Source organism: Streptomyces sp. URMC 129, assembly GCF_051386415.1.
In the GTDB taxonomy this organism is placed as follows: Bacteria; Actinomycetota; Actinomycetes; order Streptomycetales; family Streptomycetaceae; genus Streptomyces.
The window spans coordinates 1-12,539 of sequence record NZ_JBPQTQ010000154.1 but is presented as its reverse complement, the minus strand read 5'-3'; the positions used below and the strand labels follow the sequence as shown (position 1 = coordinate 12,539).

Here is a 12,539-nt window from a genome sequence, read left to right as displayed (position 1 = left end):
GATCGACGCGGGGGTGGGGTACCGCGGTGGCGCCTCGCGGGAAGGCTTGTCAGGAGGGCTGGTGGGCGCCGGTCATCGCCGCGGCGATGTCCTCGGGCAGGATGAAGGACGGCGGCGGGGGCGGCCCCCAGTTGTACAGGCCGCGGGCGCCCTGGAAGTCCTCGGCCGTCCACAGGGCGTCCTCGACCACGCAGTCGAGGTCGGAATAGTACTCGGAGAAGTTCCCGGCGGGGTCCTTCAGATACCAGAAGAAGTTGGAACCGATGTGGTGACGGCCAAGGCCCCAGGTGTGCCGCTCAGGATGTTCCTCCAGCATGGCGGTGGCCCCGCGTCCCACCTCGTCGACGTCGTCGACCTCCCAGGCGGTGTGGTGCAGGAAACCCACCGGCGCCTGCTGCACCAGCACGTTGTGGTGGTCGGTGGAGCAGCGCATGAAGGCGGCCCGTCCGGGCAGGTTGTCGCTGATCCTGAACCCGAGCCCGTCGGTGAAGAACCGCTGGCTCGCCTCCTTGTCGACCGTACCGATGACGACGTGGCCGAGCTTCCGGGGACGCACGCGCCCGGTCCGCAGTACCGCGGCGGCACGGGCGTCCTGCCGCGCGATGCGGCCGGGCCCGTTGTAGGAGGGCGCCGGGGTCGGCGGGATCGTCAGGCGCGGCGCGACGGTGACGTCCACGCGGGCGCCGGTGACGGGTTCCGCGGTGCGCAGTGCCTGGCCGGACCGGCTGAAGGGGACGTCGAGGGCCCGCAGGCGGGCCTCGATCCGGGCGAGGTCGTCGGGGTCGTCCACGCCGACGCCGAGCGCGGCGAGCCGGCGGGTCGCGGCGTGCGTGATCGTGAGCTGCTCTCCGCCGTCCACAGTGGCGAATCGGCGGGGAGCGACCTCCCGCAGGCCGAAGTCCGCGTAGTACCGCGCGGTTTCCTCGACGTTGGGGACGCCGATGGTGATCGAGGTCAGGCGGTGCAGTGCCATGAGGTTCTTTCCTTTCGCTTCTTCCGCCCCACCGGGGTCACTCCGCGGCGACGCAGGTCTGGCTCATCCACCCGAGGCCCTCGATCGCGCTGCGCACGGATTCGCCCGGTTTCAGGAAGCGCCGGGGCCTGCGCGCTCCGCCCACTCCGGCGGGGGTACCGGTGAAGATCACGTCGCCGGGAAGGAGAGGGGTGACCGCGGAGAGGCGGGCGACCAGTTCCGGCACGCCGAAGATCATCGATGAGGTGCGGCCCTTCTGCACGCTCTCGCCGTCGATGGCGCATTCGAGTTCCAGGTCGTCCGGATCGGCGAACTCGTCCGGGGTGACCAGCCAGGGTCCGATGGGCCCGAAACCGGGGAACGACTTGCCGAGCGAGAACTGCGGTGCGGGCCCGGCGAGCTGGACCCGGCGCTCGGAGTAGTCCTGTCCGATGGACAGGCCGGCGATGTGCGCCCAGCCGTCCTCGGCGGGCACCCGCTTCGCGAGGCGGCCGACGACCGCGACGAGTTCGATCTCCCAGTCCACGTGCTCGCTGGGGAGCACCAGCTTCCCGAACGGCCCGGTCAGCGAGGTGGGGAACTTGGTGAACACGGGCGGCTGCTCGGGTACCGGCAGGTTGGCCTCGCGTGCGTGGTCCCGGTAGTTCAGCCCGATGGCGAAGACCTGGCGCGGACGGGGTGCCGGCGACCCGATCGCGGCGTCCGGCCGCGTCGCCCCGTCCGCGTCCCCGCCCTCGTACGACCTGGCCCAGTCCCGGAAGTCCTCCCAGACGCGGTAGACGTCCTGGACGCCGGGGCCGAACCGTCCCCGGCTGAGGCCCGCCACATCCGCGAATCCGTCGTCCGTGAGCAGGTTCAAACGACCTTCGATGTTCGTGATCCGCATGGGTCCCTCCAGGAGCGGCGGCGATTCCGACGTGCCCGGTGCGGGCCTGGTCCAGAGATCTACCCCCACTGAAACCGACAAGTCAAGAGAATGTCGTAATTCTTGTGCGTGTACGCGATCTATGGTTCGCTGCGGTCATGGAGTCAGGAGGCAAGTCCAAGACGGACGACATTCAGCGACGGCTGCGCACCGACATCCTCAACGGAACGTGGGCGCCAGGGGCCAGGCTCCGCTTCGCGGAACTGCGCGAGCGGTACCAGTGCAGCACGGGGGTGGTCCGCGAGGCCCTGCCCCGCCTGGTCGGGGAAGGTCTGGTCACCGCCGAGCCGCAGCTCGGTTTCCGGGTCATGACCGTCAGCGCGGAAGACCTGCGCCACCTCACCGAGGCCCGGATCCTGATGGAGACGCTGGTGCTGCGCCGTTCCGTCGAAGAGGGCGATCTCGTCTGGGAGACACGGCTCGTGGCGGCCCATCACCTGCTGGCGAGCCTGCCCAGCCGGGCCGAGGACGGCACACCGTCGCCCCGGTGGCTGGCCGCCCACTCGGCCTTCCACGCCGCGCTGACCGAGGCATGCGGCAATGTCCGGATGCGGGCGGTCGCCGGTTCCCTGCGCGACGCGGCCGAGGTCTACCGGTGCTGGACTGCCAGCGCCGAGGGCACCCACACGCGTGACGTGGCCGCCGAACACCGGCGCATATTGGAAGCGGCGCTCAGGCGGGACGCGGACGCCGCCGTGGCGGCCCTGACCGAGCACATCCAGCTCACGACCGACATCCTGCTCCGCTCCCAGCAGCGGGCCGCCCCGGCCGGTCCCGGCATCCCGGTCCGGGAGGACGCCTCGTGACGACTTCGCGCCCCGGTGTCGACCAGGACCCCCCGCCGATCTGGACACCCTCCCCGTCCGTCCTCGACACCGCCACCATCGAGCACTTCCGGCACTGGGCGGCCGACCGGTACGGGCTCACGCTCCCGGACTATCACGCCCTGCACGCCTGGTCGGTGACCGATCTGGAGCAGTTCTGGGGCGGTGTGTGGGAGTACTTCGACATCCGTGCCGACACGCCCGGCGAGAGGGTACTCGCGGACGCCTCGATGCCCGGCGCCCGGTGGTTCCCCGGTGCCCGGCTCAACTACGCCGACCAGATCCTCCGCCACGGCGGGCGGCCCGGGGCAGCGGTGATCGACGAGGCCGAGCCCGGCGGTCCGGCCGCCGGCACCCTGTCCTGGTCCGAGCTGCGGCGCCAGGTCGGCGCCGTGGCCCACACGCTGCGCGAGTTGGGCGTCGAACAGGGCGACCGGGTCGTCGGGTACATGCCCGACATACCCGAGGCAGTGGTCGCTTTTCTCGCCGCGGCGAGCATCGGCGCGGTCTGGTCGGTCTGCGGCCAGGAGTACTCGGCACCCGCCGCCGCCGCGCGGCTGGGGCAGCTCGACCCGGTGGTCCTGATCGCCGCCGACGGCTACCGCTACGGGGGCAGGCGGCACGACCGGCGCGACGCCGTCGCCCGCCTGCGCACGGATCTGCCCGGTCTCCGGGCGACCGTCATGGTTCCGCGCCTGGGGCTCGTCCCCGACGCATCGGCCGGGATCATTCCCTGGGCGGAGGCCAGCGCCGGCGACCATCCGCCGGCTCCTGTGCCCGTCGCCTTCGACCACCCGCTGTGGGTGCTGTTCTCCTCCGGCACCACCGGCAAACCCAAAGGCATCGTGCACGGCCACGGCGGGGTGCTGCTCGAACACCTCAAGCAGATCGGCCTGCACTGCGACCTCGGCGCCGGGGACACCTACCTCGGCTACACCTCGCCGAGCTGGATGATGTGGAACTTCCAGGTCGCCGTGCTCCTCGTGGGCGCTTCCCTCGTGTGCTACGACGGCAGCCCGTCCCATCCGGCGCCGGACACGCTGTGGGCCCTGGCAAGCCGGCACCGCACCGCGGTTCTCCAGACCAGCCCCGCGTACCTGCGTTCCTGCGAACAGTCCGGGGTGCGCCCGGCCGCCCACCACGACTTGTCGCGGCTCCGGAGCCTTCGCGTGACCGGGGCCGTCCTGCCGCCGAGCTCCTCCCACTGGGCCGCCCGCGAACTCGGCCCGCATGTCGCCATCTCGTCCGGATCGGGCGGCACGGACGTCGTCAGCGGATTCGCCGGCTCGGTACCCACCTTGCCCATCCGGGCGGGCGAGTTGGCGGCCCCCTGCCTCGGCGTCGCCCTGGAGGCGTGGGACCCGCACGGCAGGAGCGTCCGTGGTGAGGTCGGCGAGCTCGTCATCACCAAGCCGATGCCGTCCATGCCGCTCGCCTTCTGGGACGACCCGGACGGATCGCGCTACCGGAGCAGCTACTTCGACACCTACCCCGGCGTGTGGCGGCACGGGGACTGGATCACCGTCACAAGCCGCGGCTCCGTCATCATGCACGGCCGGTCGGACGCCACGCTCAACCGCAACGGTGTGCGGATGGGAAGCGCGGACATCTATCAAGTGGTCGAGCAACTCCCGGGAATCGCCGAGTCCATGGTGATCGGCGTGGAGCAGGCGGACGGCGGCTACTGGATGCCCTTGTTCGTCGTCCTCGCCCACGGCGCCGAGCTGACCCCCGAGCTGGAACGCACCATCACCACGGCGATCAGCGAGGGCGCGTCCCCGCGGCATGTGCCGGACGAGATCATCGCGGTCCCCGGCATCCCGCACACCCTCACCGGCAAGAAACTGGAGGTGCCGGTGAAGCGCATCCTGCAGGGAGCCGTCCCCGGCGACGTCCTCGACCCCCGGTCGGTGAACAACCCGGAATCCCTCGACACCTACGTGCGCGTCGCCCAGGCCCACCGGACGAGGAGGGGACGATGAGGGTGACCCGCGTGCCCCGAGGGCGCCCGCAGTCCCGGCATGGTCCACCTGCGAGCGCGGCGATCCACGAAGGGAGCAGCTCACATGGCGGTTGCGCTGACCGGCGGCACCGGACGACTCGGCCGGGCCGTCACGGACATACTGCTGACCCGGATCGCCCCCCATGACCTCATCGTGCTCACGCGGCACCCCGAGCGTTTGCGTGCTCTCGCACGCCGAGGCGTGCGGGTCCGGCAGGGCGACCTCGACCAGCCGGCCGGACTCCCTTCCGCACTCGAAGGCGCCGACCGGTTGCTGCTCATCAGCACCACTCACGACTCCACCCCTCGCCGGGTCGAGCAGCATGCGGCGGCCATTGACGCGGCGAAGACCGTCGGGACCGCTCACATCGCCTTCACCTCGATGCCCAGGGTCGATGACGGCCATCCCGCGGGGTGGTACGCGCAGGAGTATCTGCGGACGGAGACGAGCCTCAAGAACAGCGGGCCGGCGTGGACCGTGCTGCGGAACGCGCCGTACGCCCGACAACCTGCTGCCGCGCCTGATGTCGGCCGTCCGGCGCGGGAGGCTGGTCAGCAACGCCGGGGACGGCCAGGTGGCTCCGGTGTCGCACGAGGACATCGCGGCGGTGGCGGCGGCGGTACTCACCGAGGACGGCCACGAGAACAGGACCTACGTGGTCACCGGCCCCGAACTGTTCAGCCAGGCGCAGCTCGCCGAGTTGCTCGCGGATGTCGTGGGGGTGAAGGTGCCGGTCGCCCAGGCCGACGACGAGGCCATGCCGGCGTTGCTCGCCGAGGACGGCTTCCCCGAGCCGCTGAACGGCATCCTGGCCCAGCATCTGGAAGCCATCCGGCTGGGCTGTTTCGACGACCGCACCACCGTGGTGCGCGAGGTGACCGGCAGAGAGCCGCGATCGCTGCGGTCGGTCCTCGACGAACACCGGGACGCACTGCTCGCGGCCCTCGGGCCGTGACCTCGCCGGACGCGGGAGCCGATGCGATCCGGTGTGCCGCGCACCGGCTCCCAGTGCCGAACATTTCCACCAGCGTGAAAGGGAATCCACCATGTCCCTGGCCATGAGACGCTCGGCTCTCGCGACCGGCGCGGCGGCCGTCAGCGGCGCATACCCCCGGGTGATCGCGGCATGACCGCCCCGTCGGACGCCGAGGCGATCGTCCGGTCGTACTTCACCCTGGCCGACGCCCGCGATCCGGGGGTCCTCGATCTGTTCGACGACGACGTCGAGTTCTACTTCCCGCGATTCGGGGTCGGCCGCGGGAAGGCTCAGCTCGCCGTCTTCGTCGCGGGATTCCGGGCTCTGGTCGACGAGATCAAGCACCGTGAGAACGGCTTCCTGTTCACCGTATCCGGTGACCGGGTCGTCGTGGAGGGCACGACGGAAGGACGGATCTCCACCGCGCGCTGGAGTGGGGGAGAGACACCGGGCGGACGGTTCTGCAGCGTGTTCGACCTTGCGGGCAGCCGCATCGTCCGCATGTACATCTACCTCGATCCCGACTATGTCGCCGCACACGATCCCGGGTTCCGCTGGCCCGCGGGGCGCGACACCCGCTGGTGACCGGACGACGCCGGACGCACATTGTCCGGAGCCTCGCACGCGGTACCCGGTGCCACGGTCGGTGCTGTCACCACCGATCCGACGACCGGCACCACGCGGAGCGTGAGGTACTCCCGGAAGGCGAGGAGACGCCGGGTGGGGACCGGGATCGAAGCACGCGCTGATCAGGTCCTCGGTCAGGGCCTCGTCGGCCGGCCCGGACGCCAGTACCTGGTCGTCGCGCGGCGGCAACGCGCGCGTCGCGCCTCCACGAAGGGTGACGCATCAACGGCCTCGGTGTCGACCGCCGCGCCGGCGTTGTGCCCTTCGCCCGGGCGTTATGGCGAAGTGCGGGTGGACGGGGTCGTGGGCATCCGGCGAGGGCGACGAAACAGCGGCGGAGAAGACGAAACAGCCCGGCCCGCTCACGCTGTTGGTCACCCGTCCAGCCGGGCGGGAAACCCGCCCCTCCCCACATCGCCCGCACCCATCGCCCGCCTGGCTCGAAGACCGCCGCCTGGGCACCGCGAGGGATCGGCGAGCGGCGGCTCAGAATTGATACTGCTTTCGGCATTGCCGAACGAGAGTCGTCATTGTAACGTCCCGGCTGTCCGCTCATCACGAGCGGAGCCGCCCTGGGCCACCCCCGGTGGTCACCCCGATCCCCGACCGGCGCTCCCGGGCCCGTCGAGGTCTGTCCCGTACGAAGACCCACGCGCTCGCCACGAACGAAGGAGTTCCGCCATGCGACGCCGGCTTCCCCGCCGCAGGTCCAGACCCGGGCCGAGGCCCGTCACGACCGGGTTCTCCGCCTGTTCCGTCCCGGGATATTGCGGCGCTCTCCCGGAACGAGCCGGTATCGCGACCACCGCGGCGGAGCAGGGGTACGGGCGCGCGCCGGACCCCGCACCGGCGAGGCTCCACGCCCCGGCCGTTCCGTCCGCGAATCCACGCACCCGCGGAACCGCCGCCCTCTCCGTCTTCCCGAACCATGAGCCCAAGCCTCCGCACGAGCAGCGACTTCGCCCGCCCGGGAACCGCCGGCGATCGAACTTATCCACCTGGGTTACGCGTAGTAACGGTGCCGGTGTCTCTGCGTGAGGGCGGTGGAGGCCGCTCGCCACGGCCAGCGGCCGAAGGCCGACCGGGCGGCTGAGCGCGGGCGTTCCCGGCCGCCGGGGCGGATCCGCCCTTGCCCAGGGCCCGTCGAGGTGGCGAAGGCCACCGGGCGCAGCCACGACACACCACGCGCCGGGTCCCTCACCGCAGCGACCGCATCACGCGAGGCGGGAACGGCAGCCGCGAGAGCCCAGGCGGCCGGGAATGCGCAGCAGAGCCCCGAGCCCCCTTGCTACGGTGGACCGATGGCATCGGTCAAGCAGTTCCAGGTCACCTTCGACTGCGCGGAACCGGAGCGCGTGGCTCGCTTCTGGTGCGAGGTGTTGGGGTACGTCGTACCGCCGCCCCCGGAGGGGTTCGCCACGTGGGACGATGTCGATCGCTCGCTGCCGCCCGGGGATCGAGGTGCGTGGTTCGCGTGCGTCGACCCCTCGGGGGTGGGCCCGCGGCTGTTCTTCCAGCGCGTGCCCGAAGGCAAGGCCGTCAAGAATCGGCTGCATCTCGACGTGCGGGCCGGCACCGGACTCGTGGGTGAAGAGCGCCTGGCCACGCTTGAGGCCGAATGCGCACGACTGGTCGCGCTCGGCGCGGTACGCGTGCGACTCCTGCCCGCCGACGACGACAACGAGTCGTGCATCGTGATGCAGGACATCGAGGGCAACGAGTTCTGTCTCGACTGAGCGTCTTCCCTTGCGCCCCGCACCGCCGTCTCCGCCCGCTGAGCCGCCTGACCAGAAACCTGGTGCTGTCGCGTCCAGCACGCCATGGACGCATCGGGGGTTCTGGCCGGCCTTGGACGAGACGGGCGGCACCGCGGTTCGCGGCTGACCGGCGGGGCCGTGCGCGCAAGGGCGCGCCGGTGGGGTCAACCGTCCTGTGGGAGGGCCGCCACGAGGGCGGTGACCGCTGCCGTCAGGGACGGGACGGGCGCGAGGGCGTCGGTGATCATGGCGATCCGGCGGCGCAGCCTGCTGAGTTCGGCATCGGGGTCGGCGAGGAGGGCCTGGAGGTCTTCGAGTGCCTCCATCGCGTCGTCGCGGTCGGCGGGCGGTACGGCGTCCCATTCCCGGGCCAGTGCGGCTCGGAGGACGGCGACCGCCTCTGCCAGTCGATCGCGTGCCGGGGCGGCCGGTGCCGAGGAGGCGTTGACGTGACCGATGTTGATGTTGTTCGACGCGCCGACCAGGCCGGCGAAGTACCGCGCCCCGAAGGACTTCTCACTGCTCACTGGCGACCTCTCCCTGGCTGGGCACGATCGGGGGGACCGCGACGTTCAGCGGTGCCGGCGCCGCGAGTGGGGACGGCGCTCCCGGCGCCGGCGCGTCGCCCAGCGCGTTGCGGACACCGGGGATCTGGCCGAGCTGGGCGAGCAGCGCGGGCGCGGTGGCGCCCACCGTGATCGCCGCATAGCCGCCGTCCACCTGGCCGCTGCCCCCGAACGCCGTGGCAACGGCCGCCCCGAGCATAAGCCGTGTCGCGGTGATGGCCAGGACCGGACCGATGTCGATGTAACTGGTGAACTTCGGCGGGTTCCGGCGGATCCGCCCGGTGGGTGTACGGCGGGCCGTCTGCCACTCACCGAGGCGGTTGAACAGCGCGACGATCTCGATCAGACCGCCCCCGCACGCCCCGAGGAGGGCGAACTGCCACAACTCCACGGATGCCCCTCCGCCCTCTCCCCGGCCCGGCCGCGACATGCGCCGACTGACGCTGACCACGATAGTCAACCCACCCCAGCTCCTGGGTAGTTCATCTCACAGAACCGGGCCGAGAACAAGGCGCGTGGTCAGGACACCGCTCACCACAGCCCGAGTTCTCCGAGCAGGACGGCCGGATCAGCTCGCGCCGGGCGGGGGCCTGTTGCCGCTGGGCGGCGCGGGAAAGTCGTGAAGAACAAGCGTCCGTATGTGTCCCGGATGCCGTGACAGGACGGCGCGCGCCGGACGCGGGCGATCGCGACTGTTTCAGGCCGGAGTCGAGGTGGTCAGGAGGAGCGATCGGCAACGGGACACGGCTCATGGGGTGTTCGCCAGAACCGGGATCACTGTCCCGGGACCGTCGGTGCAGCCTGGTTCGAAGGCCCTCGACGTTCAACGAGTCATCGCCCTCGGTTAGTTCCGCTCGGCGTGCCCGGGCCCGTTGCCGCCACTCGCCCACGGGAGCCGACACACCCGTGACGACCAGGGCTCCGAGTGCCGTCACCGTGCCGCCCGTGGCACCCGCCGGAGCCGCCTCGCCCCCCGGCCGCATTCAGTTCCCGGGTCGCGCGACCGCGCCGGGCTGCGACGCTTCGGCGCAGACCGGTCGCGCCGGTCACACCCGGCCCTCCGTCGAGGGGGAGGGTGGTGTTCCGTTGTCGTCGCCTTGTCCGGAGGCGGGTTGATGTTCCTGGCTGTGGGGGGTTTGTTCGGTCCAGATAATTTTGCCGCCATGGGTGTAGCGGGTGCCCCAGTGGTCGGCGAACTGGGCGACGAGGAAGAGGCCGCGTCCGCCTTCCTCGGTGACGCCGGCCTGGCGCAGGTGGGGGGCGACGCTGCTGCCGTCGGAGACTTCGCAGATCAGGGTGCGGTCGTGGATGAGGCGGACGTTGATGGGTTCGGCGCCGTGGCGGACGGCGTTGGTGATCAGCTCACTGAGGATCAGTTCGGTGGCGGGTGCGAGGTCCGTCAGTCCCCAGGAGTGGAGCCGGCGCACGCACTGGGAGCGGACCGGGCCGACGGCCGCGGGGTCGCGGGGCACGTCCCACTGGGCGACTTGTCCCGGGCCCAGCAGGCGGGTCGTGGCGATCAGCAGGGCGACGTCGTCGCTGGGCGGGGTGGGCAGCACCGCGTCCAGGACGGCCGTGCAGGTCTCCTCCGGGGTGCGGCCGGCGTGGCCGGCGAGGGTGGTGCGCAGCAGTTCCAGGCCGGTGCCCAGATCGCGGTCGCGGCTTTCGAGGAGCCCATCGGTGTACAGGACGAGGTGAGAGCCCTCGGGCAGCCCGAACTCCGCGGTTTCCGCCGGCCATGCGCCGCCCAGGCCCAGTGGCGGTGCGACGGGCACTCCGGGGTAGGTGGCGGTGCCGTCGGGCAGGACCAGGGCCGGGCCGGGGTGCCCGGCCGTGGCCATGGTGGCCCGGCCGGTGACCGGGTCGTAGACCGCGTACAGGCATGTCGCGCCGGTGATCCCGGTGATGCCGGCGCCGCTGTCGGTGTCGCTGCCGGCGCTGTCGGTGTCGGTGTCGGTGTCGGTGTCGATCCTGCTGACCAGTTCGTCGAGGTGGACCAGGAGCTCGTCGGGGGGCAGGTCCAGGGCGGAGAAGGTGTGCACGGCGGTACGCAGACGGCCCATGGTGGCGGCGGCGTGCAGGCCGTGGCCGACGACATCGCCGACGACCAGGGCCACCCGGGCGCCGGGCAGCGGGATGACATCGAACCAGTCCCCGCCCACCCCGGCCTGGGCGGGCAGGTACCGGTGGGCCACCTCCAGCGCCGACTGCCCCGGCAGCGCCCGGGGCAGCAGGCTGCGCTGGAGGGTGACGGTGGTGGTGCGCTCGCGGGTGTAGCGGCGGGCGTTGTCGATCGCGACCGCCGCCCGGGCCGCCAGTTCCTCGGCGAACGACACGTCCTCCGGCCCGAACGGCCCCGGCGTCTCCCGCCGCCAGAAGTCGGCAAGACCCAGCACCGTGCCCCTGGCCCGCAGCGGCACGGTGATCAGCGAGTGCACACCGTGGTCCAGCACCCTGCGGGCCCGCTCCGGATCCTGGGCCTGCCAGTCGCCGGCGGTGCGAAGTTCCGTCTGCAACTGGGAACGCCCGCTGGTCACGCTCTTCACATAAGGGGTCGAGGGCACGAACGGGATCAGCGTGCCCACCGGGTACAGCGGGGTGTCTCCGATGCCCCGGGCGGCCGTGCGGCGCATCCGGGGACTTCCCTCCTCCGGGTCCCCGCCCCGCAGGACCGGCTCCAGGAGCTCGACCGTCACGATGTCGGCGAAGCGCGGGACCGCGATGTCGGCCAGTTCCTCGGCCGTCCGCGTCACATCCAGCGTGGTGCCGACCCGCACCCCCGCGTCGTAGAGCAGGCTCAGGCGCTCCCGCGCCGCCTCTGCCCGGCCCGCCATCGAGCGCAGTTCGGTGGTGTCCCGCACCGTCACCACGGCCCCCGCCGGCCCGCCATGGGGAGCGGTGGACCGCACGTTCACCGCCAGCAGCCGGTCACCGGCCAGCCGCACCTCATCGGTCGCCGGCTGCCCCGAAACCAGCAGGTCGGTCATCCGCGGCTCCAGCTCCAGTTCCGTGACCCGCCGCCCCTCCGCGTCCCGGGGCAGGTCGAACAACCGCCGCGCCTCATCGTTGGCCAGGACCAGGCGCCCCTCCTCACCGACAATCAGCACCCCCTCCCGCACCGCGTGCAGCACCGCGTCATGGTGCTCGTACATCCGCGCCAGCTCCGCCGCGCCGAGACCGCGCGTCTGCCGCCGCAACCGCCGGGACACCAACGCCGTCCCCCCGGACACCAGCGCCAGCGCGCCGAGACCGGAACCGAACAGCAGCGGCAGCTGCCGCATCACCCGCGAGTTGACGTTCTCGACCGTGACCCCGACCGACACCAGCCCCACCACCTCGCCGGCGGAGTCGAAGACGGGGACCATCGCGTCGACGGCACGGCCGACGCCGGGCGTGTCGTAGGTGGCGATGTGCACCTTGCCGGCGAGCGCTTCGTCGTAGGAGCCGACGACGCGTTTGCCGATGAGGTCCGGGTCGGGGTGGGTCCAGCGGATGCCGGCCGGACTGAACGCGATGACGTAATCGACTCCGGAGTTCTTCCGGGTCTCCTCCGCAGGCGGCTGGAGCAGGGCGGCGGGGTCGGCGGATTCCATGGCGGCCACCGTCCCAGGGGCCTGCGCGAAGGTCTGTGCGCCGACGAGCGAGCGATCACGGGCCTCTTCCAGGCTGTCGCGTCTGGCTTGCAGGGTGAGAGCCACCACGGCTACCGAGACGAGCAGCACGACGAGCACCAGTTGCAGCAGGAACACCTGACCCGCCACCGTGCGCACGCTCAGCAAGGAGCGCAGACGCCGACGCGCGGAGGGGCGAGCGGTTCGGGGGCCGTCGCCCTTCCGCCGCCCACCCGCTCCGCGGGATGGTGACGGCGACTCCGGCCGCCGGGGCACC

General features: G+C 71.8%; 10 protein-coding genes and 1 pseudogene. 6 read left to right on the top strand and 5 right to left on the bottom strand.

Features of this window, described 5'->3' with window-relative positions:
• Positions 1-49 precede the first annotated feature (49 nt).
• Positions 50-973 (bottom strand): VOC family protein, encoded by a 924-nt coding sequence (locus ACSNOC_RS24645; protein ID WP_436749762.1) that lies wholly within the window; start codon positions 971-973, stop codon positions 50-52.
• 37 nt (positions 974-1,010) lie between these two features.
• On the bottom strand, positions 1,011-1,859 hold the full coding sequence (locus tag ACSNOC_RS24640; protein WP_436749761.1) for a fumarylacetoacetate hydrolase family protein: 849 nt from the start codon (positions 1,857-1,859) through the stop codon (positions 1,011-1,013).
• Positions 1,860-1,996: 137 nt separating this feature from the next.
• On the opposite strand from ACSNOC_RS24640, the gene ACSNOC_RS24635 reads away from it, so the two are divergent.
• From ACSNOC_RS24635 to ACSNOC_RS24610, 6 genes and pseudogenes are all read left to right on the top strand, one after another.
• Positions 1,997-2,704, top strand: a complete 708-nt coding sequence (locus tag ACSNOC_RS24635; RefSeq protein WP_436749760.1) for a GntR family transcriptional regulator — start codon at positions 1,997-1,999, stop codon at positions 2,702-2,704.
• On the top strand, positions 2,701-4,704 hold the full coding sequence (locus ACSNOC_RS24630) for an acetoacetate--CoA ligase (protein WP_436749759.1): 2,004 nt from the start codon (positions 2,701-2,703) through the stop codon (positions 4,702-4,704). Before ACSNOC_RS24635 ends, ACSNOC_RS24630 begins: the two co-directional genes overlap by 4 nt.
• Before the next feature lie 39 nt (positions 4,705-4,743).
• Positions 4,744-5,235, top strand: a pseudogene (locus tag ACSNOC_RS24625) (SDR family oxidoreductase); the annotation flags it as partial.
• A 73-nt stretch (positions 5,236-5,308) separates the two neighbouring features.
• Positions 5,309-5,680 carry a hypothetical protein gene (locus tag ACSNOC_RS24620; RefSeq protein ID WP_436749758.1) on the top strand — a complete coding sequence of 124 codons (372 nt, stop codon included), beginning with the start codon at positions 5,309-5,311 and terminating at the stop codon, positions 5,678-5,680.
• 171 nt (positions 5,681-5,851) lie between these two features.
• Positions 5,852-6,286: a nuclear transport factor 2 family protein gene (locus ACSNOC_RS24615; protein WP_436749757.1), complete on the top strand. Its 435-nt coding sequence runs from the start codon at positions 5,852-5,854 to the stop codon at positions 6,284-6,286.
• Between the two features lie 1,343 nt (positions 6,287-7,629).
• A complete protein-coding gene (locus ACSNOC_RS24610) occupies positions 7,630-8,064 on the top strand; it encodes a VOC family protein (RefSeq protein WP_436749756.1) in 435 nt (144 codons plus the stop codon).
• A 185-nt stretch (positions 8,065-8,249) separates the two neighbouring features.
• Here ACSNOC_RS24610 and ACSNOC_RS24605 read toward each other — a convergent pair whose 3' ends face one another.
• The 3 genes from ACSNOC_RS24605 to ACSNOC_RS24595 form a co-directional block, all read right to left on the bottom strand.
• On the bottom strand, positions 8,250-8,612 hold the full coding sequence (locus ACSNOC_RS24605; RefSeq protein ID WP_436749755.1) for a DUF5955 family protein: 363 nt from the start codon (positions 8,610-8,612) through the stop codon (positions 8,250-8,252).
• Positions 8,602-9,042: a hypothetical protein gene (locus ACSNOC_RS24600; RefSeq protein WP_436749754.1), complete on the bottom strand. Its 441-nt coding sequence runs from the start codon at positions 9,040-9,042 to the stop codon at positions 8,602-8,604. The genes ACSNOC_RS24605 and ACSNOC_RS24600 overlap by 11 nt, the downstream gene beginning before the upstream one ends.
• A gap of 655 nt (positions 9,043-9,697) precedes the next feature.
• Positions 9,698-12,421 (bottom strand): SpoIIE family protein phosphatase, encoded by a 2,724-nt coding sequence (locus ACSNOC_RS24595; RefSeq protein WP_436749753.1) that lies wholly within the window; start codon positions 12,419-12,421, stop codon positions 9,698-9,700.
• Positions 12,422-12,539: the final 118 nt, after the last annotated feature.